20 protein-coding genes are annotated in these 21760 nt (G+C 67.5%); 17 read left to right on the top strand and 3 right to left on the bottom strand.

Features of this window, described 5'->3' with window-relative positions; translation table 11 throughout:
- Positions 1 to 912 carry an ArsR/SmtB family transcription factor gene (locus EF387_RS34680; RefSeq protein ID WP_128380565.1) on the top strand — a complete coding sequence of 304 codons (912 nt, stop codon included), beginning with the start codon at positions 1 to 3 and terminating at the stop codon, positions 910 to 912.
- Between the two features lie 52 nt (positions 913 to 964).
- Here EF387_RS34680 and EF387_RS34675 read toward each other — a convergent pair whose 3' ends face one another.
- Both EF387_RS34675 and EF387_RS34670 read right to left on the bottom strand, forming a co-directional pair.
- Positions 965 to 2182 carry an MFS transporter gene (locus tag EF387_RS34675; RefSeq protein ID WP_274388968.1) on the bottom strand — a complete coding sequence of 406 codons (1218 nt, stop codon included), beginning with the start codon at positions 2180 to 2182 and terminating at the stop codon, positions 965 to 967.
- 1 nt (position 2183) lies between these two features.
- Positions 2184 to 3164 (bottom strand): diiron oxygenase, encoded by a 981-nt coding sequence (locus EF387_RS34670; protein WP_128380563.1) that lies wholly within the window; start codon positions 3162 to 3164, stop codon positions 2184 to 2186.
- A gap of 449 nt (positions 3165 to 3613) precedes the next feature.
- Between EF387_RS34670 and EF387_RS34665 the strand changes: the two genes are divergently transcribed.
- The 11 genes from EF387_RS34665 (at position 3614) to EF387_RS34615 (ending at position 13394) form a co-directional block, all read left to right on the top strand.
- A complete protein-coding gene (locus EF387_RS34665; protein WP_238431858.1) occupies positions 3614 to 4012 on the top strand; it encodes an NUDIX hydrolase in 399 nt (132 codons plus the stop codon).
- Positions 4009 to 4839, top strand: a complete 831-nt coding sequence (locus EF387_RS34660) for an inositol monophosphatase family protein (protein WP_162467261.1) — start codon at positions 4009 to 4011, stop codon at positions 4837 to 4839. Before EF387_RS34665 ends, EF387_RS34660 begins: the two co-directional genes overlap by 4 nt.
- Positions 4840 to 4880: 41 nt before the next feature.
- Positions 4881 to 5978 carry a DegT/DnrJ/EryC1/StrS family aminotransferase gene (locus EF387_RS34655; RefSeq protein ID WP_128380560.1) on the top strand — a complete coding sequence of 366 codons (1098 nt, stop codon included), beginning with the start codon at positions 4881 to 4883 and terminating at the stop codon, positions 5976 to 5978.
- Complete coding sequence (locus EF387_RS34650; RefSeq protein WP_128380559.1) at positions 5975 to 6955, top strand: Gfo/Idh/MocA family protein; 981 nt, start codon at positions 5975 to 5977, stop codon at positions 6953 to 6955. The genes EF387_RS34655 and EF387_RS34650 overlap by 4 nt, the downstream gene beginning before the upstream one ends.
- A gap of 98 nt (positions 6956 to 7053) precedes the next feature.
- Complete coding sequence (locus tag EF387_RS34645; RefSeq protein WP_128380558.1) at positions 7054 to 7530, top strand: DOMON-like domain-containing protein; 477 nt, start codon at positions 7054 to 7056, stop codon at positions 7528 to 7530.
- Between the two features lie 666 nt (positions 7531 to 8196).
- Positions 8197 to 9300, top strand: a complete 1104-nt coding sequence (locus EF387_RS34640) for an AIR synthase-related protein (protein ID WP_128380557.1) — start codon at positions 8197 to 8199, stop codon at positions 9298 to 9300.
- 5 nt (positions 9301 to 9305) lie between these two features.
- Positions 9306 to 10151: a hypothetical protein gene (locus tag EF387_RS34635; RefSeq protein WP_128380556.1), complete on the top strand. Its 846-nt coding sequence runs from the start codon at positions 9306 to 9308 to the stop codon at positions 10149 to 10151.
- Between the two features lie 2 nt (positions 10152 to 10153).
- Positions 10154 to 11113, top strand: coding sequence for a MazG nucleotide pyrophosphohydrolase domain-containing protein (locus EF387_RS34630; RefSeq protein WP_128380555.1), 960 nt, complete (start codon positions 10154 to 10156; stop codon positions 11111 to 11113).
- 53 nt (positions 11114 to 11166) lie between these two features.
- Positions 11167 to 11706, top strand: a complete 540-nt coding sequence (gene hisG / locus EF387_RS34625; RefSeq protein WP_128380554.1) for an ATP phosphoribosyltransferase — start codon at positions 11167 to 11169, stop codon at positions 11704 to 11706.
- Complete coding sequence (locus EF387_RS34620; protein WP_128380553.1) at positions 11693 to 12415, top strand: hypothetical protein; 723 nt, start codon at positions 11693 to 11695, stop codon at positions 12413 to 12415. The genes hisG and EF387_RS34620 overlap by 14 nt, the downstream gene beginning before the upstream one ends.
- 31 nt (positions 12416 to 12446) lie before the next feature.
- Positions 12447 to 13394 carry an aldo/keto reductase gene (locus EF387_RS34615; protein WP_128380552.1) on the top strand — a complete coding sequence of 316 codons (948 nt, stop codon included), beginning with the start codon at positions 12447 to 12449 and terminating at the stop codon, positions 13392 to 13394.
- 556 nt (positions 13395 to 13950) lie between these two features.
- Here EF387_RS34615 and EF387_RS34610 read toward each other — a convergent pair.
- Positions 13951 to 15297, bottom strand: a complete 1347-nt coding sequence (locus EF387_RS34610) for a Gfo/Idh/MocA family protein (RefSeq protein WP_128380551.1) — start codon at positions 15295 to 15297, stop codon at positions 13951 to 13953.
- A gap of 934 nt (positions 15298 to 16231) precedes the next feature.
- Here EF387_RS34610 and EF387_RS34605 point away from each other — a divergent pair.
- The 5 genes from EF387_RS34605 to EF387_RS34585 are packed head-to-tail and all read left to right on the top strand — an operon-like array spanning position 16232 to position 21684.
- The gene (locus tag EF387_RS34605) at positions 16232 to 17500 is read left to right on the top strand and encodes an ABC transporter substrate-binding protein (RefSeq protein WP_128380550.1); all 1269 of its coding nucleotides are present in this window, start codon (positions 16232 to 16234) and stop codon (positions 17498 to 17500) included.
- Entirely contained in the window at positions 17497 to 18435 is a 939-nt protein-coding gene (locus EF387_RS34600) for a carbohydrate ABC transporter permease (protein WP_128380549.1), read from the top strand. The genes EF387_RS34605 and EF387_RS34600 overlap by 4 nt, the downstream gene beginning before the upstream one ends.
- Positions 18432 to 19298 carry a carbohydrate ABC transporter permease gene (locus EF387_RS34595; RefSeq protein ID WP_128380548.1) on the top strand — a complete coding sequence of 289 codons (867 nt, stop codon included), beginning with the start codon at positions 18432 to 18434 and terminating at the stop codon, positions 19296 to 19298. Before EF387_RS34600 ends, EF387_RS34595 begins: the two co-directional genes overlap by 4 nt.
- Positions 19295 to 19960, top strand: coding sequence for a hypothetical protein (locus EF387_RS34590; RefSeq protein ID WP_238431857.1), 666 nt, complete (start codon positions 19295 to 19297; stop codon positions 19958 to 19960). The genes EF387_RS34595 and EF387_RS34590 overlap by 4 nt, the downstream gene beginning before the upstream one ends.
- Positions 19957 to 21684, top strand: coding sequence for a hypothetical protein (locus tag EF387_RS34585; protein ID WP_202918457.1), 1728 nt, complete (start codon positions 19957 to 19959; stop codon positions 21682 to 21684). The genes EF387_RS34590 and EF387_RS34585 overlap by 4 nt, the downstream gene beginning before the upstream one ends.
- Positions 21685 to 21760 lie beyond the last annotated feature (76 nt).

The following is a 21760-nucleotide window of genomic DNA, read 5'->3' as shown; positions in this document are numbered from 1 at the left end:
GTGATCCGGATACAGCTCGATGAGCTGACCCTCGGACGGGTACGCATCGCGATCAGCCCGTTGTGGGAGGCCGTCTCCAGCCTGGCGTTGACCACTCGGTATCGCAGCGAGATCCCGCACCCTTACACGAAGTGGCTCGCGACCGCACGCCGCCACGTTTCGCCCGCGCTGCACCAAGAGCTGGTCAGCATGATGCGAACGCATCAGGTGAGTTTATCGTCCTCTCTCACGCCGATCCCGCACTGTTCCTCTCCCTCGATCGAGGACGAGCTGGAGGTTCTGCGCGCCTCGGGACACGACAGATTCGCTGAGCTCACAGGTGACTACTGGAATGCTGCGATCGCGGCTTACTGGCCCGATATGCGCAGCGTGTTGGAAGAAGAGATCCTGATGCGCGGCCGTACCCAGGTAACCGCGGGCGCGGACATGATGCTGCACGAACTGGGAGGACGGGTTCGCTGGGAACGCCCCGAGTTGAGTGTGCCGCACCAGACCGATCTGGACTGGCGAATGACGGACGGCCACTTGATCATCGTCCCCGTGCTGTTCGCGCGTGGCACGAGGGTCTTCTCAACCCTGCGCGACACGGCCGCATTCTCCTATCAGGCACAGAACGCTGCGGTTCTCCGCGGGCCTGCCGGCGCCGCGGGCAGGCCCGCCGACGAGGTGCGCCAGAACGACAGGCTGACCACCATTCTTGGGCGCGGACGGGCGGCGGTCCTGCGCGGACTGCATTCACCGGCCACCACCACGGGACTGGCCAGCTCCATCGGTCTGGCGCCGAGCACCGTGTCACAGCACCTGTCCGTGCTCTCCTCGGCGGGCCTCATATGTCGCCACCGAATAGGCCCACGAGTGCTCTACGAGTTGGCTGACTCAGGTGCTGTCCTGCTCGCCCAACTTGGTGACTGAGCCCTGTGCCGCCGGCCTGGCGTGACAGGCGCGCGGCAGGCAGCTGACCCTGTCAGTCCCTGGGCAGATTGCGGATCGCCGGAACGTAGAGCAGCAGGCAGACGGTGACCACCAGCATGGCCGAGGAGAAGTACAGCACCGGCGCAGCGCCGAGCGAGAGGGCCACCAGTCCGGCGGCCATCTGTCCGACTGGTCGCATGACCAAGGATCCGGCGACGTCATAGGCGTGCACTCTCCCCAGGACGTCGGGGGGTATTTTCGTCTGCACGCTCGTGTGGAACATGACCAGCCAGAACGCGGAGGCCGCGCCGTCCAGGAGGTAACCGCCGGCAAGTATCGGTGGGGACAGCCGCATGGCGACCACCAGGATGGCAAGGGGGCCGACGGCGAGAGCGACAGCACCGGCCCGCAGGGGATAACGCGGCTTGAGCCGAGCGGCGACCAGACCACCCAGAACGGCGCCCACGCCGAACATCGACATGATCACACCGAGAGCTGTCTCTCCGTGCTCGATGGTGATGAGACTCGGCCCGAGCGTCATGAAGGGACCGTTCACGGTCACTTGGAAGAACATGAAGACCACGATCACGCTCCAGAGCCACCTGCGCGCCCGGAACTCCTGCCATCCCTGGACCAGGTCGCGCCGGAGGGGCACCCGCCGCTGCGCGCGAGGGAGCCTCAGCCGCAGGGTGAGCAGACAGCAGGCGCTGGCACCGAACGTCGCGGCGTCGATCGCCATGACGACCGGAACGGATGCGAAGACGAGAAGCAGCCCGGCCGCGGCGGGCCCGGCCACCGTCGCCAGCGACTCCGTGACCCGGATCGCCGCGTTGGCCTTCTGAACGTCACAGGCGAGCCGCGGAATGACGCTGCCGAAACCGGGCTGAAAGGCCGCAGCGGCGCATCCGCTCAACGCGAGCAGTATGACGACCAGCCAGATAGAGGGCCTGCCGACCGCGAACGCCAGCGCGAGAGCGCTGTGAATGATCAGCCGAGCCACGTCTGCGGCGACCATGACGCGCACCGGAGTGAACCGGTCGACGATGACACCGCCGACGATGACGAAGAGGGCCAACGGAGCCGTATAGGCGGCGAGCGCGTAGCCCACTCCGGAGACCCCGTGCCCGGCCTTCAGCACCGCGACCGTGATCGTAGTCGGGAGAAGCATCTGGTCGCCGAAGATCGATACGGTCCGGCCCGCGAAGAAGAGCGTGAAATCCCGGGACCAGAGCCGCTCTCGCGGCTCAAGCGATTCGAGAGACCGGACCACGCTACGGTGCCGCCGTGGTGAAGTCGTAGTCGACGCGCTCCTCGATCTCCAACTCGCGGACGAGACGCTCCACCGTGGAGAAGTCGGTGAACATCATGTCCGTGCCCGGCAGGTTGCGCGTATCGGCGATGATCTCGACCGTGCCGGGGATGTCGACGAACTGGAGGATCTCCGACCACAGTTCGTAGTCCTGTGCAGCCAGGGCCCGGATCGCGTCTCCGACAGAACCGGCGAAGAGATCGCGCTGCGCCTTGGTGAGGTGGACGAAGACGTCCTTCATCAGTTCGGCGACGATCGGCCCGTGCGCCGCCTCGTCCCTGGCATGAAGACGCGCCACGAGCGAATGCATGGGATGAATCGTCTTGTCCCGCGCGAGCAGCTCCAGGAAGTTGTTGATGTGGAGTTCGCCAACCACCGTCCAGACCAGGAACAGGATGTCCCGCTCCCACTTCTCGCTCCGCTGCGCGGTGAGCTCGAACAGACGCCTGTTCGTCACCGGGTGGGAGTAGTCCGGCTCCAGGGTCAGATTGCGAGCCTCCTTCGTACGCTGCATCGCCGTCATGTGCATATAGGTGTGCCACACCTCGTCAATGTGTGACTGCTGGACTGCCTCCTTGGCCTCGTACCGATCGATGCCGGAGAACACTCCATGCGCGAGCATCTCGAAGGTTGGATTGGCGACGTACTCCTCAGCCGCGATCACCCGGGCGTTGTAGGCCTGCCACGCCAACGTGTTCACGAGCCGGCGCGACTCCTCCGGAGCGTCAAGGAAGCGCGGGTGCTCGGCGAATGGAATGAGGTGTACCGGGTAGTCCGGTACATCCGATGCGGAGGCTTCGGAGCTCATGAAGGCGGCCATGTCCGTGCGGATGGTGGCCCGTCGCGGCCAGGCCGCAATGAGACGCCTCAGAGTGCTCGGGCCCACATGCGGCTCGGATTCAACGTTCTCGATCCCGAGTTCCTGGGGCTGAACGTCGCTCATGAAGGTGTCCCCTTCTCGTACATGCGGGAATTGGCCGCCGCCTGACTCCGGCTCAAGGTCTCCAGAGGGCCGAGCCCATCGGGTCAGGTATGCCTTGCAAGTCCGTTCATGATTGGAGGAGGGCGGCGAACTGTCAAGGCAGCCGGACAAAGACCGTTTCGCATGCCCGATCGCGTGACGACCGCACGAACCTCCCCTACGCCGGATTAGTGCAGGTCAAAGAGAGTGTGGGTAACCCCGGGCGGGCTGGATATCCCCCTCGACGCGGGCCCGCAACAAATCGGGAGATTCGGCGGCCAACGAATCGCTATACGTCGCCGTATGCGGATAGTTACCCTGGTGGTCCGTCCCGCAGGTGCCTATAGGCCTCGGAGGATCTCGACTTGAGCTATATCTCAGAATTGCGCGCGAAAGTGGGCACTCGTCCACTAATTCTGCCCGGGGCCGCCGTGATCGTCGTGGACGCAAACGACCGAGTTCTGCTCCTGGAGCGCGCCGACACCGGGGGCTGGGGGCTGCCTGGTGGATTCATGGATCCAGGAGAGTCCCTTGAGGAGACCGCTCGACGGGAGGTCATGGAGGAGGTTGGACTGGAGGTTGACGAGCTGACACTGATGAACGTCTTCTCCGGGCCCGAACAGTACTACCAGTATCCCAATGGGGATCAGGTCTTCAATGTGACCGCGGTCTACACGGCCACAGTTCGTGACTGGTCGCACCTCAAGCAGGATCCCTCGGAGGTGTCCGCGGCGAAACTCTTCACCACAAGTGACCTTCCAGCCGACCTGATCGCACCGGAAGTGCCGATTCTGGAACATTACTCCAGATTTGTGGGCGCATCTCGGTGACCTCCACCACCTCTCTGGTCCCCCTACGCGCGTATCCGGCCTTCCTGGAATCTCTGCTCCGGGAAGCAGCCGAAATAGCCCTGTCCTTCCCGCGAGGCCTGTCTGCCCGAATCAAGGATGCCGATCCGAACCAGGTCGTGACAGACGCCGACCTGGCCATCGGACAAAAAATCAAAAGCCGGATCCGTGAACGGTTCCCCCATGACAGCGTCATCGACGAGGAGTGGGGCGCGGTAAGAGGGACCTCTGCCATCACATGGGTGATCGACCCCATCGACGGAACCTCCAACTTTGCCGCGGGAAGCCCTCTGTTCGGTGTCATGGTCGGGATTCTTGAGCACGGAAGGCCGGTGGCCGGCGGGGTGAGCCTTCCTGCTCTCTCCGAGACGTATATCGCCGCGACCGGACACGGGGCATACGTGAACGGGAATAAACTTGAAATCGAGGCCGGGGGCAACATGGCAGAGCAACTGGTCGCCTACGGCATGGATTTCCATCCGTCGGAGACGGCTCTCGACTGCCGAACGATGGAGAGCATCGCATCCCGCTGCCGAGGGATCCGCACGAGCAACAGCATATTCGATTGCATGATGGTCGCAAAGGGTGTGTACGCCGCTTCCATGCACCGCCGCAACCGCATTTGGGACTGCGTCGCCCCACACGTCATCATCCAGGAAGCCGGTGGAACGTTCTCCACGATGGAGGGCGACGTTCCGGATTACCAAAAACCCCTAACAAAGACCACACAGGTTTACTCGATGCTGGCCTGTGCACCCGATTTCCGTAGGACTCTCACAGATATTACGCGAGCGCAATTGCCCGCCTGAAAGACGCACACTCCCTGCCTTCCCATGTCATGGAGCTCCCATTGATTCCGCTGGTTTCTGTCGACGTCCAGGACGCCGAGCCCCTCGTCCTGGAAGTCCTACGATCCGGGCATATTTCCCAGGGGCCCATGGTGGAGCGGCTGGAACGGGCCGCCGCGGAGGTAGCCGGCGTCAGGCATGCCATTGCGGTCAACAGCGGGTCCGCGGCCCTGTCCCTCAGCCTGGAAGCCCTGGACCTGCGCCCGGGGGACGAAGTCATCACCTCCCCCTTCACCTTCGTCGCCACCCTGAACGCCATCATCGCCAGCGGAGCCACAGCCAAATTCACTGATATCCGTGCCGAAGATTTCAATATCGACCCCGCACTGATGGAAGAACTGGTGAACGAACGTACGAAGGTGTTACTGCCCGTGAGTCTGTACGGCCAGACACCGGACATGTCGGCGGTTGACAGGACCGCGTCGGCGCATGGGCTGGCGATCGTCGAAGATTCGGCCCAGGCCATCGGCGCGACATTCCAAGGGCGGCCGTCGGGAAGTTTCGGGATCGGCTGTTTCTCCCTTTACGCGACCAAAAACGTGACCGCCGGAGAGGGCGGCATCATCACGACCGACAGCGACGAGGTCGCTGAACGCACCCGCATACTCCGGAACCAGGGAATGCGCGGCAGGTACGAGTTCGCGTGCATTGGCGGAAACTATCGGCTCTCCGACCTGCACGCGGCGGTCGGCCTCTCCCAGGTCATCCGCCTCCAGGAGTTCTCCGAACGCCGACGGCACAACGCCGAAAAGCTTTCCAAGGGCCTGGGCGAGCTCGAGGGCCTCGTGATTCCCCAGGTCATGGACGGTCGCAGCCACGTGTGGCACCAGTACACGGTTCGCGTCACCGCAGACGCCCCCTGCACACGAGACGAGTTAGCGGCAAAGCTGGCGAGCAGAGGAATTGTCACGAGCGTCCACTATCCCCGTCTCGTCTTCGACTACGAATGCTACAGAGAGCATCCCCAAGTGGTGGTGCCGGAGGTTCCTGTCGCTTCCAGGATCACAGAGGAGATCCTTGCTCTCCCGGTTCATCCTCGGCTCTCCGATGCGGACCTGGAACAGATCATCGACGAGACGAGAGCGGCTTTGCTCGCATGACCGGGTCAGGTGTCCCGCGAGTCCTCCTGGTCGGGGCCGGCGCGATGGGAAGTCACCACGGCAGGATTCTCGCCGAGAGCCCACGCTGCGAACTGGTCGCAGTGATGGATCCGTCCCAGGACCGCGGGCAGGCGTTAGCAGAGCGTTTCGGGGCGGACTGGCTGCCGGAAATCGGCAGCCTTTCCACGGTGGACGCGGTCGTCGTCGCTTCCTCGACCGACCAGCACCGCAAAATCGCGTCGTGTGTGCTGGCGGAGGACATTCCGCTGTTCGTGGAGAAGCCCCTGTGTGCGAGCCTCGCCGACAGCAGGGAACTGGTCGACACGGCACTGCGACGGGGTGTGCCGCTGATGTGTGGGTTCGTCGAGAGGTTCAACCCGGCCGTGCGGCAGGCTCTGTCGCTCGTGGAGGATCCTCGTTCCGTCCACACGCAGAGGCTCTCCGGCTACTCCGCCCGCATGCGTGCCGGCGTCACTTGGGACCTGCTGGTCCACGATATCGACATCAGCCAGCGCATCTTCGCGGGGCAGGTGCCGAAGGTCGTCAACGCCACCATCACTCGGAACTGCGGTGGGAACAGGACCGGTGAGGACACCGTGGAGGCCGAACTGGAGTTCCCGGGTTCCCGTACCGCCGATCTGACCGCCAGCAGAGTCTCATCCCGCCGCGAACGGTGCCTGACGATACGCGAAGGGTCGAGAACCATTGTGGCGGACCTTCTGGACCCGTCCGTCACTCTCTACTCCCAGCCGGTCTCTCCTCTCATGCCGGAGGACGGTGCCAGTCGCGGCCATGAGCCATCGGCTCGTCTGAATTGCTCCGGACGCCGCGAGCCACTGGCAGCCCAATGGGACAGGTTCGCTGACATCCTGGAAGGCAGGATCGACCCTCAGGCGGAGACCCGTTCCATCCTGCCCAGCCACGAGGTAGTCGCGACCATCCTCGATTCTGCGGAGAAACTGCTCTCCGACAGTTGACCGTTTCGTCATGAAGTTCTGCAGAATGTGACGCAATGTCCTTACGCCTTCCGCGCAGGTTCTCCCTGAGGCCTTTCACGCCTTCTGCCCCCGGCGTCGTGCGGGCGCTCGACGTGCAGTTGGAGGAACCGGTACGGGGGACGTTCGTCCTGCGGTATGCACTGCACGCGAACCTCTCCCGCCTGCGTATCCCCGCCACGCGTCGCCCGCGTCATACGGACGAACTGTGGAAGCACACCTGCTTCGAGATGTTCGTGCGCAAGTCGCCCGACTCCCCTGCCTACTACGAGCTCAATGCCTCGCCGTCCACTGAATGGGCTTTCTACACGTTCGACGACTACCACCAGAACAGGGAGCCGGTGAATCCGCCCCTGCCTCCTCGAGTGCGCCTCACCAGGGAGTCGGATCGCCTGTGTCTGGACGTACGACTGGAAATGCGTGATCTGCCCCATGCCGGTCGTATCGCCTTTTCTGCCGTAGTAGAGGACGACGCGGGCGATCTCAGCTATTGGGCTCTGAAGCACGTCTCACCGAAACCCGATTTCCATCATCCGGGCAGTTCCATCACCCTGTGAAGATCGGCCGACAGGCCGACCGAGAAAGACCTTCGCAACATTTGTAGTTTCCTACGAGAGTGACCTGATGTTGGCTAATCCTAGTCACGTGACATGCATCACTCGCGCGCTGCATAAAGGACATTGCCCGGCCACTGTTTGTCCATATTGACGGGATTTCACAGAAGCTTTTCCAGCCTTGCTGGGCCTGTTCGGATACTGAGGGTTGCGGTTCGGTGACGATCCATGAAAGATCGCTACTGAACAGACAAGTGTGGAGCCGGAAGGTGTTTGGATGTTCCTTCAATGTCTAGACGAAGCCTTGGCCCTGCCGAGTTGACGGGCGACCACGGTGGGCGATCTCCCTAGTCGTTTCATGGCGCGTCTGTTCGTTCATTCCGCAGGGGATTTTCAGCGGGATACAAACGGTCTGCCGCCCGTGTCCGCTACTGCAAGCACCGTTCACCGAAGGGGAATGGAGGGCCTGTGCCCCGGGAGACCGCGCGCACGTTCCCGGTCGTAAACGGCTTGGGCAGCCCAGGCGCGCGTCCATGCGGCGGCCCGGCACCTGCCAGGCAGGCCTGGGCCGGCCGGGCGTCGATGCGCGGACCCGCTCTGGCGGACTGATGGGCAGGGTACGTTGCACTCGTCCGTTCAGTGAACACATCGCCTAGCAAGGAATGTTCCATGGCAAAACTGTCCAACTACCGTGATTCCGGCGTCGACTACACCGTTCTCGACCGCATCAAGCGCGAGGCGATCGAACGGGCCAAGGCCACCAGCGGACTACTGGCCATGTCCGGGGCCGAGGAGGTACCGGAGTCCCGAGGGGCGTCGGCCTACGTGTTCAAGGCCGGTGGAATGACCATGGCCATGGTGGTGGAAGGCTTGGGCACCAAGTCGCTCATCGCCCACCAGGTGCTGCAGGAAGGGGGGATCAACCGGTACGTGGACGTGGCCGTCGATGCCGTAGCCGCGATCGTCAACGACGTGATCTCGGTGGGTGCCGCCCCTCTCGTGATCACCGCGTACTTCTCCACCGGGGACGCCGCCTGGTACGCGGACGAGGCGCGCGCCACCGCCCTGCTGGCCGGCTGGCAGCGCGCCTGTGAGGAGTCCGGTGCCGCCTGGGGCGGCGGCGAGTCGCCGGCGCTCCCCGGCCTGGTCGCGGAGGACGGCCTGGAGCTCGCGGGCAGCGCCCTCGGCATCGTGCCGCAGGGCCGCGACGCCGTGCTCGGCCAGAACGTCAGCCCGGGCGACCGCATCATCCTGCTCGCCAGCTCCGGCCTGCACGCCAACGGCGCGTCCCTGGCCCGGCGCGTGGCCGGCATGCTCCCGAACGGCTACGCGACCGCGCTTCCCAGCGGCCGCACCCTCGGCGAGGCGCTGCTCGATCCGAGCGTCATCTACGCCAAGTTCGTCCGCGCGCTGCTGGACTCGGACGTGCTCCCGAAGTTCCTCAACGGTGTCACCGGCCATGGCCTGATGAAGGTCATGCGCGCTCCCAAGCAGGTGCGCTATGTCCTGGAGACGGTACCGGAGGTTCCCGAGGTCCTCGATTTCCTGACCCAGCAGACCGGCATGTCGACCGCCGAGGCGTACGGCACGCTCAACATGGGGATCGGATACGCCGCGGTCGTCTCCGCCGAGGACGCCGACCGGACCGTGCATCTCGCCGAAGCCGCGGGCTACCGAGCGTGGAACGCCGGTGAGGTCGTCGCCGGCGCCAGGTCGCTGAGTGTGCCCCACCTCGGTATCGAATTCGCCGACACCGACCTGCAGTTGGGCTGATCAGGATGACTGGGACACGAGGTCTGCGAATAGCCATGCTGGGCCCGGACGGCATCGGCAAGACCACCCTCACCGAGAACATCCGGGTCCAGCTCGCCGAGCGGGACATCGAGCTTCACGTCGTCAGCTGGCGTCGCCTGGTGGACGGCAGCCCCGGTCCTGCCCCCTATCCCCAGACCGCCTTCGAGCAGTTATGGGTGGAGGACTGGCGACTCCTGTACGGAGGGGGCCGGGTCGACGGGCAGTCGGTCGACGAGCGCATCCCCCGCACTTTCGAGGAGTTCGCGGCGCTGCGGGCCGAGGAGACGTTCCCCCTGGGAGCCGAGGGCGTTCGCTCCTCCGGCCCCCTCGCCTCCGGACTGGTGGAGGCCTCGCTCGACTTCGTCATCGAGGCGGAGGTCGTCCGCCCCAAGGCGGCTAAGGGCGCCGTGGTGGTACGGGAGAGCTACGGCTACAAGCCCGTGCTGAAGGCCCTGCTCATCGCCGCCGCGTGCCAGGCCGACACCGTGCCCCGCAACGTCGTGGAGCGGATGATCGCGCGAGTCACCGACATCTACGCGGATCCGTTCCTGCAGCCCGACGTCGGAATCTTCCTGGACGGCGCCAGCGACACCGCGCACGCCCGGCGCAGCGTCGAGGGGCGGGGGGTCGGCGTGGCGGAGGACTACGCCCTATCCGGTCCTACCGGGGCCGAATCGTTCCTTTCTCTTCAGGAGGATTGCAACCGGCACTTCGCCAAGGCGGCGGACGAGTGGGGGTGGTACCGGCTAGAGGTCGCTGACCGGACCCCCCACGACCTGTGCACGGAGATCGTGGACAACCTGCTGGCCCCTCGGCTGTGGGGGGTGTGAGCGTGAGGAACCCGGAGGCGGACCCCGCGTTCCGCGCGCCGAACGACGCGCCGGTGCCGGTCAGCGTGGGACCGTACACCGTGCTAGTGGCTCCCGAGGGCGCCTCCGAGGCCAGTGCGCCCCGAGCACCTGTGGTCACGCTGCACCCGCACCCGGCCCCGCCCGACGGACACGCGGAGATCCGCCGGGTGCCCTCCGGGCTGTTGGTGCCCGAGGGCAGACCGACGGCCGACGACCTCCTGATGCGTGCTCTCGCCGTGTTGCACGGTGACGTGAGCATGTACGCGCACGTGGAGGCGGGTCCTCGCGCCCCCTGCCGACTCACCCTCGCCCCGCACACGCCGGACTGCGGCCAACGGCTGATCCTGCTCCGCGGGACACTCGTGTTCGCGGACAGCCGCTGGCACTCGCTGGCCGAGGTCGTCTGCGATGGCACACCATTGGCGCAGCTTCCGCCGGCCGACCGGATCAGCAGGCTGAGCGCGGCCGCTGACCCCGCATCCGCCTGCGCCGACTCCCACGCGGTCGGCACCGCGCGGCTCGATCCCCGGCTTGCCGCAGCGGCTGCCGACGTGACCCGGCGGGCCCTGCCAGCCGTCGCGGCCTCCGCGCCCTACGCGGCCGCCCACGGCGATGAACTGGATATCGGCGGGGCCCTGGACTCCGTACGCGACCTCCAGCACCGAGCCCACCGCCTGTACGGAAGGCTCGAACCGGAACGGGCGCTGTCCTGGTTCCTCGAGGAGCTGGGCGAACTCGCCCAGGCGATGCGCCGCCGAGAGCCCTCGGTGCGCATCGAGGAGGAACTCGGACAGGTCGCGGCCTGGTGCCTGTGCATCGCCAACATCACCCGCGTGGACCTGGGCGGCGCCCTGTCACGCGCCCTGCACCAAGAACACGACCGTCAGCTTCGCAAGTACGGGTCCTTACACCCTTACGTCTCTCAGGAGGAAGCCTGTTGAGGATCGGTCTACCCAAAGGAAGACTGCTTCAGAACGCCGAAGCCGCCCAGAACATGGCCCCCTCCGATACGGATTCTTGGCTCCTGCGGCTTCAGGACATCCCTGGCCTGGTGGCCGACGGCTCACTGGACGCCGGCATCACCGCGGAGGAGTGGATACAGGAATCACGCGCCAACGTCGTACGCATCGCGCCGCTTTGCTGGTACCACGTCCGCATCTGCGCCATCGGCCGACCGGAGCACAGGGTGGGCGCCACCCCCCGCATCGTGTCGGAGTACCCCTTCCTGGCCGCCGAGTACGCAGCGCGGCGATACCCCGACGCCACCGTCCGGCGCGCCCACGGCGCGTGCGAGGCCTACGTGCCCTCCCTGGCCGACCTCGCCGTGGACTGTGTGGAGACCGGCCGGTCCATGAGGGAACGCGGGCTGGACATCATCGAAGAGCTCTTCCGCAGCGACGTATGGCTCGTCTGCTCGCGTGAGACCGATGCACACGACCGGCACCACGCGCAACTCATGGACTGGGCGGCCGCCATCCGTCACGGCCGAGGCGAGTGCGCCTGGCAAAGCGAGGACGCCCATGTCACCACGTGAGACGGCCCTCCGCGAGGTACCGCTGCACGACCTACCCCCTCACCTGCGGCTGCTGGTCTGGCCGGCCCTGGGCGGAGCCGGTTCCGCGCCGCTCGACGTCGTCGTACCGGACCGCTACCAAGGCCTGTCGACCCCCTTGCTGGCCCAGGCCGACGGTGTCGCCGTTCGCCTTCCGAGCGCCGCCGCGGACACGCAGGCCGCACTGCTCAGCCTGCTGTGCTCGGGCAAGGCCACGCCGACGCTGCGACCGCTACTGGACGTCGTCGTGTGTATGGCCATCTGGGACGAGGCGTTGCGCACCCGGGGCATCTTCGCAGGCAACGCGTATCTCGCGAGCGAGGACGCCGTGGGTGCCCTGCTGGCCGTCACTGGAGCGCATGTCGGCGGATCGCTGGTCGGCCACCTGGAGGTTCTGCACGCCTTCGAGTTGCTGTACCGGTTCCCGGTCGCCTACAAGTTCCGGGGCACCTACGGAGCCGAGCGCCAGTGCCGGCTGAACGGCTGGGGTCGGCTGCTGTATCGGGACCTGGCAGAGGCTGGCGGCGCGGGACTCCCCCTCGCATCCTGGCGTACCGCCGTCGAACGGCATCTCGAAGCGCATCACGAGCCCTACCAACTGGCCCTGGACCGCGCCGTACGCGCCGTCGACGATGCTCCCGGCGAGGCCTGGGACACCGCTCAGACGCTTCCCGTTCCCGTCCTCATGTAACGAGCAGCCAAGTTAGCCAAGGGAGAACCGCATGCCCTCCAACCGCAACCCACTGGACCTGTCGAGTCTGGGCTACGGCAGCTGGGAGGCCGGAGGCGGCACCACATGGGGCCCCAACACCTCGCACGACGAAGTGATCACCGCTGTACGCCGGTCGGTGGACCTGGGGATGAACTGGGTGGACACTGCCGAGGTCTATGGCGGCGGCGGCGGTGCCGAGACGGTGGTGGGTGAGGCCCTGGCGGATCTACGAGAGGTCCTCGTCTGCACCAAAGTCGCGCCCGAGCCCGACGACCAGCGGTACACCGAGTCCGGTCTGCGGCAGTCGCTCGAGCAGTCGCTCAAACGACTCGGCAGGAACCACATCGACCTGTACCTGCTGCACTGGCCGGCCGAGCAGCTGCCGGTGGAGGTGACCTGGGAGGCGATGTCGCGGTTGCGCGACGAGGGCCTCGTGCGGGCCATCGGCCTGTCGAACTACCCCGTGGAGGACATCGCCCGGTGCGCCGATCTGTCCCCCGTCGACTACGTCCAGGTTCAGGCGTCCCTGCTGTACCGCGACGAACTCGACGGCTTTGGCCCATTGTGCCAGGAACGGGGCATCGGCCTGCTGGCGTACGGGCCCCTCGCCTACGGCCTGCTCACCGGCGCCGTCGACGAGGAGACGGTCTTTGACGACTGGCGCGGCGGGAACGTGATGGCGCACGACTTCTTCTGCGCAGAGAACCACCCCCGGTTCTTCGCAGCCGAGGCTCGCCGCGCGCATCTGGCGGTCGTCCGCGGCCTCGCCCCGCTCGCCGACGAGGCCGGTTGCTCGGTCGCCCAGCTGGCGCTCGCCTGGCTGCTGCGTCGGCCGGAGGTTGTCGCGGCGGCTGTGGGCACGAGGAATCCCCGGCACGCGGAGGCGAATGCGGCCGCCGCGGGGCTGCGGCTGGAGGAAGGGGTGCTGTCCGCGGTCACCGCTCTGGTGGAGCGCTGAGCCAACGTTGCACCGCGGGCGGTGCGACCGGAGGATTCGCGACCGCTCACCGCAGCCTTCAACGGCACGACGGGCCTCCGGCGTGCCGTTGAAGGCGATGCTGCGGCCCACCGCAGTGAAGAGCGGAAGGTCCCACTGGCCGTCTCCAATGGCGACGCAATCGCGCATGGCCACAGCCCACGGGTCCGCCTAGCGCTGTGACCGCATCGGTTCACCGGGTTGGGGTGTGTGCCTACCTTTCGCGGAGCAGGCGCCCGGGAACGCTCGTGCAAGGGAATGGCCACTTGAACGGGCACACCGTCAAATCCATCGTGCCGCGCCTGGTCAAGGGCGGGGTCGCGCGCGCCACCGGCTTCTACACCAACGGGTCCAAACCGCACCGACGACGCCAACTGCTGGCACTGGAAACTGATCTCGTCCTGCCTCGCGTACGCCGCGCAGGGCGGCGACCCGGGTCGGTCCCCGGGGGGCCGTGGCGTGTCAAGCCCAAATGCCGGAGGGGCTGAAGTGTTTCAGTTCCTCCGGCGCTTGCAGGCGGGCGCTGACCCCGCGCGCGTCAGACGTCCAGCAGGTCCCGTACTCGTACAGGCATTCCCGTCTCGAACGAGCGGTTCGCCGCCAGCCCCGTCACCAGCGAGCGCGCCCCGGCGGTGGCGTCGGCCGCGCGGTGCAGGGGGTCGGGGGTCCGCCCCGTGCCGAACAGGTCCTCGAGCATCCGGACGTCCCCGCCGCCGTGTCCGCCCTCGCCGCTCGCCACCTTCAGCTCGCGCGGCTCCTCCCAGAAGCGGTGCAGTGTCAACTGGGTGCGGCCTGCCGTGTCGCCTGCCTCGGCTCCGTGCAGCACGGCACTCGTGCTGCTGGTGCGCACGGCCGGCCGGGTCCACGTCGACTCCTCCACAAGTAATTCGAGCCGGCCGGCACTGCCGTTGAAGGCGATCCGGTAACCCTCCCAGGGGGAGTACGCGGTGAGGTGGTACGTGAGCGTGGCCCCTGACGCGTAGCGCACCAGGACCGCCATGTCGTCCTCGATGGTCACCCCGGGGCCGAAGACGTTCTGGTCGCGGTGGTACCCGTCCTCCGCCTCGGCGTCCAGGTACAACTCCCTGAGCACGGGCGAGTCCGCCAGGTGCACGGCGAAGGGGTCGCTCCCGGCCGACTCGGAGCCGTGCGCCCGGGCGTAGTCGCGGGCCAGTCCGCGGCGTTTGCCCGCCTCGGCTCCGTAGAAGAAGAGGCCGCCCTGTGCGTAGACCGATTTGGGGGTGGTGTCCAGCCACCAGTTGACCAGGTCGAAGTGGTGCGTCGCCTTGTGCACCATCAGTCCGCCGGAGTTCGCCTTCTGGCGGTGCCAGCGGCGGAAGTAGTCGGCGCCGTGCCGCAGGTCGAGCAGCCACTCGAAGTGCACGGAGCCGACCTCGCCGATCTCTCCTGCCGCGAGGGTTTCCTTCACGGCGGAGTGCACCGGGGTGTAGCGGTAGTTGAAGGTGACCCGCACATCGCTGCCGGTGCGGCGCTGCGTGTCGAGGATCCGGCGGGCGCGGTCGGCGTCCGTGGTCATGGGCTTCTCCGTGACCACGTCACACCCTGCCTCCAGTGCGCGGACGATGTAGTGGTCGTGGGTGCGATCGACACTGCAGACCACGACCAGGTCGACGCGTTCGCGTCGCAGCATCAGCTCGAAGTCCTCGGCGGCGTAGGACGGTACGGGAGCCCCTCGGTCCGGGTGGGCGGCCTGGATCCAGTTGTTGTGGACGGCCATGCGGTGGTTGTTGACGTCGCAGAAGCCTACGAGGTCGATCCGGTCGGCGTAGGTGCCGGTGAGGGCGTCGGTGTAGAGCTGGGCGCGGGCGCCAAGGCCCACTACGGCGCAGCGGCGGCGACGGGGTTGTGCGGTGGGGTGGGCCATGCGGTTCTCCGTTCGTCGTGCGGGCGCCTCGGCGGCGGTTGTTGCCGGTTGCGCCTTGTCGTGCGTCGTGGGCCGCGTCCGTGTGGTGCACGGAGGTGGGTGGCCGGTGCGCTTGCTGTGATTCGTGGGTCGGGGTGGTGCCGGATTCTTCTTCCTCGGGGTTTGTGGGGGCTGGTGTGTTGCTGCCTGTTGCCGGTTTTTGGCCGGTCTGTGTTGATGTGGCTGGTCGTGTTGCCGTGGTCGGTTTGTTGGGTGGTGCTGCGTCTTGCGAGGCCGGGCGCCGTTGCGCCGGTTGCCGGTTGCCGGTTGCCGGTTGCCGGTGGCCGGTGGCCGGTGGCCGGTGGCCGGTTGCTGGGGCGGGGCCGCGCCGGGTTCTCCGTCCTCGGTCTGGCGGGTTTCGTGTCGCACGGAGGAGTAGGACTGGTCCGACCGCCAGCCGCTGCGGGCGGAGAACCCGGCACGTCCCCTTCCGTCGGTTCGCGGCTGTCGGCTGTGGAAGTGCGCGTCCCACGGGTTTCGTGTCTGGTCCGATCGCCAGCCGCTGCGGGCGGAGAACCCGGCACGTCCCCTTCCGTCGGTTCGCGGCTGTCGGCTGTGGAAGTGCGCGTCCCACGGGTTTCGTGTCTGGTCCGACCGCCAGCCGCTGCGGGCGGAGAACCCGGCACGTCCCCTTCCGTCGGTTCGCGGCTGTCGGCTGTGGGGGTGCGCGTCCCGTTCTTTCAGGGGTTTGGGGGCGGGGTCCCCAGGTATGGGAACCCCCGGCACCTGGGCAGCCTCAAGCAACGTCGCACGCCCCGAGGTTGACACCCGCGTGGACACGAGTCAATGAGTGTCGTACCGATCTCTGCACGGGGGTTGTTGGGACATCCGGACATTCTCTAGGGTCCAAGGGTCCCTGCGGATGCAAGCGCTTTCTAGGGAAAGGGGCAGAGGCATGCCCGGATACAGGACGAGAAGGTCCTGCGCCGTGGCCGCCGTGCTCGCGCTCTGCGTGGTGCTCAGCGGTTGCTCCGGCGAGGAGACGGGTGGCGGCAAGGTCGTGCTGCAGTACACCTGGTGGGGCAATCCGGACCGGGCGGCCCGTACCGAGGAGGCCGTGGCGCTGTTCGAGGAGCGGCATCCCGGCGTCGAGGTGCAGACGTCGTTCGCCGGGTACGAGGCCTACAAGCAGAAGCTGGCCACCCAGGCGGCGGGCGGTGACGCCCCGGACGTGATGCAGCTCGACTACCGCATGATCGACCAGTACGCGTCCGGGGGTGTGCTGCTGGATCTGCGGGGCGAGGTCCGGACCGAGGACATCGAGCGGGGGCTGCTCGCCACCGGTGTGGTGGACGGCAAGCAGTACGCCATCCCGCAGGGGCGCGGCACCGAGACCGTCGTGTACGACACCAAGGCCTGGGAGCGGTCCGGGGTTCCGCTGCCCCGGGAGGGCTGGACCTGGGACCAATGGGCTGATGCCATGCGGGAGTTGAGGGAGAAGACCGGTCGGCCCGGCGGTACCGATCCGGGGCAGAGCGAGGACGCCTTCGAGGTGTGGCTGCGCGGTCAGGGCAAGGAGTTGTACACCGACGACCGCCGACTGGGCTTCGACGCCGACGACTTGGCGGAGTGGTGGACCTTCACGGACCGGCTGCGCCGGGAGGGCGCGGTCTCGCCCGCCGAGCAGACCACCCAGCTCGACGGGGCCGTGGAGAACACCCCGCTGGGTCGTGGCACGGCCATCTCCGACTTCAACTGGGACGCACCGTCCAGTGGTTACCTGGCGCTGGTCGAGGGCGGGGTCACGCTGGCGCCCATGCCGTCCGCCGGCGACGGGACCCCGGGGCAGTACTTCAAGCCGTCGATGTTCATGGGAGTCGGCGCCAGCACCCCGCACGCGAAGAGGGCGGCGCAGCTCGTCGACTTCCTCGTCAACGACCCGGACGCCGCGAAGATCCTCGGTGCCACCCGCGGCATCCCCGTCAACGAGACCATCCGGGAGGACATCGCTCCCGAGCTGAAGGACTTCGACAAGACCATCGCCGACTTCCAGGCCTCGCTCGACGGCACCCTCAACGCGCCTCCGAAGGCGCCCCCTTCGGGTGACAGCGCACTGCAGACCACCTTCCAGCGCGACTACGACCAGGTCTCGTACGAGCGGATGTCCCCCCGCGAGGCCGCCGAGAACTACATCACCGAGGCGAAGGCGGAGCTGAGGTCATGACCGCGACACAGATGCCCCCCGCCGTCCGGCCCTCGGGCGCGGCGGCGGCGAAGAAGGCCGCCGGGCGCCGGCGCGAGGGCGCCGCCTGGGTGTTCCTGTCACCCTGGGTGCTCGGCGCGTGTGTGCTCACCCTGCTGCCGATGGCCGTCTCGCTGTACCTGTCGTTCACCGACTACGACCTGTTCAACCCGCCGAACTGGGTGGGCCTGCGCAACTACACGCAGATGTTCACCGAGGACCCGCGCTACTGGCGGTCGGTCGTCACGACACTGACGTACGTGGTGATCGCCGTGCCGCTGCAACTGGGCCTCGCCCTCGTCGTGGCGCTGGCGCTGAAGAACATGCGCCGCGGCAGGGGCTTCTACCGTTCCGCCTTCTACGCGCCCTCACTGCTGGGTGCGTCGATGTCCATCGCGCTGGTGTGGCGGGCCGTCTTCAACGACGGCGGGACCGTGGACAACCTGCTGGGGACGGGCGGCTGGGTCAACCGGCCGGGCTGGTCGCTGCTCGCCGTGGCGCTGCTGACGGTGTGGCAGTTCGGCGCGCCGATGGTCATCTTCCTCGCCGGACTCCAGCAGATCCCGGGGGAGTTGTACGAGGCCGCGGAGGTCGACGGGGCCGGCAAGTGGCGGCAGTTCCTGTCCATCACCGTGCCCATGCTGTCCCCGGTGATCTTCTTCAACGTGGTTCTGCAGACCATCCAGGCCTTCCAGGTCTTCACCCCGGCCTTCGCCGTCAGCGCCGGCAAGGGCGGGCCCGCCGACTCCACGCTCGTGTACACCCTCTACCTCTACGACCGTGCCTTCGTCGCCTCGCACATGGGCTACGCCTCCGCGATGGCCTGGGTCCTGCTGGTCGTCATCGGCGCCGTCACCGCCGTGCTGTTCCGAACCTCGCGGTCCTGGGTCTTCTACGCCTCCGAGGGGGAACGATGACCACCTCGTCCACGGTCGCCACCCGCAAGCCGGTCGCCTGGCGGCGCCTCGCCCTGCACGTGGGCTGCCTGGCCGCACTGCTCGTCATGCTCTACCCGCTCGCCTGGCTGCTGGCGACCTCCGTCAAACCCGCCGACGAGGTCATCGCCAGCCTCGACCTGCTCCCGAGCCGACTGGAGTGGTCCAACTACACCACCGCCCTGGACGGTGTGAACGACGTCTCGGTCTGGCAGCTCCTCGGCAACTCCCTGTTCATCGCGGGCGGCGCCGTCATCGGCAACGTCCTCAGCTGCTCGCTCGCCGCCTATGCCTTCGCCCGACTGCGGTTCCGGCTGCGCGGGCCCCTGTTCGCGTTCATGATCGCGACCATCATGCTGCCGCACCACGCCGTGCTGATCCCGCAGTACATCATTTTCAACCAGCTCGGCATGGTGAACACCTACTGGCCGCTGATCCTGCCCAAGTTCCTCGCCACCGAGGCGTTCTTCGTCTTCCTCATCGTCCAGTTCATGCGTGGACTGCCACGCGAACTGGAGGAGGCCGCGCGGATCGACGGCTGCGGACCGTTCGGCAGCTTCTTCCGGGTGATCCTGCCGCTGACCCGGCCCGCGCTCATCACCACGGCGATCTTCACCTTCATCTGGACCTGGAACGACTTCTTCACTCAGCTGATCTACCTCTTCTCGCCGGAGAAGTTCACGCTGACGCTGGCGCTGAGGTCGTTCGTGGACGCCTCCAGCACCTCGGCGTTCGGCCCGATGTTCGCGATGTCGGTGATCGCGCTGCTGCCGATCGTGCTGTTCTTCCTCGCCTTCCAGCGGTTCCTCGTCGAGGGCATGGCCAGCTCCGGGATCAAGGGATGAGGGAGACACGCGACCGCCGGGAGGCCGGCGAGATCTTCGGGCCGCGGATGACGCTGTTCGCGGACGTGCTGAGCGTCGGCGTGCTCACCGCCGTCGTCGGTCTGGCGCTGGTGACCGTGCCGGCCGCGCTGTCCACCGCCTGCGCGGTGCTGCGCGGAGCGGGCCGGGACGAACCCGTCACCGCCGGGCGGTACCTGGCTCTCCTGCGGAAACGGGCGCGGGCCGGGGATCTGGCTGCCGGAGCGGCAGCGGTGGGCGGGGTGCTGCTGCTCGGCGCGGATCTGGCGCTGGCCCGGGCCGGACTTCCCGGCGCGCCCCTGTTCGCCGTCGTGGCCGGCGCGATCGGAGCCTGCGCCGTCGTCGTGGGGCTGCGCGCCTGCGGACGGCCCGAGTCCCTCACCGACTGGCCCGCGGCCGTACGGGGCGCGGCGGGCGACGCCGTACGCGACGCCGGTGGCAGTGCGCTGGTGTTGCTCGCCCTGGCGGCGGCCGCGGTGTGCGCCTGGATGCTGCCGCCGCTCGCCTTCCTGGCACCCGGACCGCTGGCTCTCGCGCTCACCGCGACCTACGTACGCCACAGTGGGGGAGGCGTGGAGACCGGCGTTCGAACGATCCGCGCCCGAGACCACGTACCGCACCCAGCACCTCAGGAGAATCCGTGACCCGGCTCGACACCGACTTCCTGGAGTTCCTCACCACGGCCGCCGAAGCGCGGGCCAAGGCCCTCCTGGACGGCTACCGGGATCACCTCACCGAGCTGCGTGACCTGGGCAGGGCCCGCTCCACGGGCCGGGCGCTGCGCACCCTCACCTCGGTCCACGTGCACGACGCGGCGGCGTACCACCACGCGGAGGACCTGCTCGGACCGATGACGGAACTGGCCGAGGCGCTCGCCGAGGAACAGTTGGACAACGGGCTGTGGTTCGAGCAGGGCGGGACCGGGTCGCCCCCGGACACGGCCTTCACGATCGCCGACCTGAACATCACGTACCACCTGCTGGACGAGGACGGCCACCCGCCGACGGCCGGCATCCGGGCCACCGTCGAGAACATCCTGCGCAAGGCCGGTCCCGGCCTCGCCACCGGCGGGCTGCACACCGCCAACCACCGCTGGCTGGTGTGCGCCGCGCTCGCCCGGATCCACCGCCGCTGGCCCGACCCGGCGTACCCGGAACGCATCGACGCCTGGCTAGCCGAGGGCATCGACCAGTTGCCCGGCGGAGAGTACAGCGAGCGCAGCCCCACCTACTCGGCGGTGGTGACCAATCCGGCGCTGCTGCTGCTCGCCCGCAATTACGGGCGCAGCGACCTCTACGCCAACGTCCGGGCCAATCTGGAGGCCGGGCTGTACCTCACCGAACCCGACGGCGAGTTGGAGTCGGTCCATTCACGGCGCCAGGACCAGACCACCGCCCGGCACCTCCCCGAATTCTGGTTGCAGTACCGGGAGATGGCGATTCATGACGGCGACGGACGTTTCGCCGCCGTGGCCCGGCTGCTGCGGGAACGCGGCGCCGGCCAGCGGATGGGCGAGACCCCGCTGGGCGACCGGCTGGCCCAGATCCTCGACCAGCCCGAACTCGGCCGCCTTCTACCGGAGTCGGCTGAACTGCCCACCGACTTCGAGCACCATGACGACAGTTGCCGGCTCGTGAGGGTTCGCCGGGGCCGGAGCACGGCGAGCGTCTTCGGCGGTACGGACGTCCCGCACACGCACGCCATTTCCTCGGGCCTGTCCTCCAATCCCACCTTCTTCAAGTTCCGCAAGGGCGAGGCGATCCTCGACTCGCTGCGGCTGGCCCCGCAGTTCTTCTCCCTCGGGCACTTCAGGTCGGAGGGCCTCGAGCGCCGGGGAGACGCCTGGCGGCTGCACGCGGAGCTCCGTGCCGCGTTCCACCACCCGCTCCCCGCCGCGCACCGCCGGCCCGACGGCGACTACGCCCTCACCGACGACGGCCGGTTCTGGTCCGCGATGGACTTCCCGCACCGGCCGAAGGACTACTGCACCCTGAGTACCGAGGTCGTGCTCCGCGAGGTCCGGGAAGCCGGCGGCGGGGCCTGGGACATCGACGTCGACCTGACCGGCAGCGCCGCCCCGTTCACCGTCGAACTGTGTTTCCGCCGCGGCGGCACCCTCACCGGCGAGGGCCTGGAACCGGTGGCGGGGGAGACCGACACCTACCACCTGGTGTCGGGCGAGGCCACGTACACGGTCGGCGGCGATCACATCACCTTCGGCCCCGGCAACGGCAAGGGCGGCAAACAGCCCCCGGTGGTCGACGCGGGCGAACGCTACGCCTGGCTGGGCGGCTCGCTGCCCGTCGACGGTGTCCGGGTGCTGATAACGGGGCGGTCGCCGTCGTCGTACCGCCTGATCCTGCGCTGACCGAGCGGCGGCCCTTAGGGCTTGCCGGGATACAACTTGCGTGCTCCGGGTCTTGACACTGCAGCTCAGGACAGAT

It is taken from the genome of Streptomyces cavernae (assembly GCF_004023625.1).
Classification (GTDB): domain Bacteria; phylum Actinomycetota; class Actinomycetes; order Streptomycetales; family Streptomycetaceae; genus Streptomyces; species Streptomyces cavernae.
Note: the sequence above shows the minus strand (reverse complement) of the source record. Positions and strands in the feature narration are given on the sequence as shown.

Excerpts from the sequence above, each read along its gene's own strand:
- EF387_RS34640 (WP_128380557.1), top strand. The coding sequence starts at position 8,197 with ATGGCAAAACTGTCCAACTACCGTGATTCCGGCGTCGACTACACCGTT.
- EF387_RS34595 (WP_128380548.1), top strand. The coding sequence starts at position 18,432 with ATGACCACCTCGTCCACGGTCGCCACCCGCAAGCCGGTCGCCTGGCGG.
- EF387_RS34650 (WP_128380559.1), top strand. The coding sequence starts at position 5,975 with ATGACCGGGTCAGGTGTCCCGCGAGTCCTCCTGGTCGGGGCCGGCGCG.
- EF387_RS34615 (WP_128380552.1), top strand. The coding sequence starts at position 12,447 with ATGCCCTCCAACCGCAACCCACTGGACCTGTCGAGTCTGGGCTACGGC.
- EF387_RS34600 (WP_128380549.1), top strand. The coding sequence starts at position 17,497 with ATGACCGCGACACAGATGCCCCCCGCCGTCCGGCCCTCGGGCGCGGCG.
- EF387_RS34590 (WP_238431857.1), top strand. The coding sequence starts at position 19,295 with ATGAGGGAGACACGCGACCGCCGGGAGGCCGGCGAGATCTTCGGGCCG.
- EF387_RS34620 (WP_128380553.1), top strand. The coding sequence starts at position 11,693 with ATGTCACCACGTGAGACGGCCCTCCGCGAGGTACCGCTGCACGACCTA.
- EF387_RS34605 (WP_128380550.1), top strand. The coding sequence starts at position 16,232 with ATGCCCGGATACAGGACGAGAAGGTCCTGCGCCGTGGCCGCCGTGCTC.
- EF387_RS34610 (WP_128380551.1), bottom strand. The coding sequence starts at position 15,297 with ATGGCCCACCCCACCGCACAACCCCGTCGCCGCCGCTGCGCCGTAGTG.
- EF387_RS34670 (WP_128380563.1), bottom strand. The coding sequence starts at position 3,164 with ATGAGCGACGTTCAGCCCCAGGAACTCGGGATCGAGAACGTTGAATCC.
- hisG (WP_128380554.1), top strand. The coding sequence starts at position 11,167 with ATGGCCCCCTCCGATACGGATTCTTGGCTCCTGCGGCTTCAGGACATC.
- EF387_RS34635 (WP_128380556.1), top strand. The coding sequence starts at position 9,306 with ATGACTGGGACACGAGGTCTGCGAATAGCCATGCTGGGCCCGGACGGC.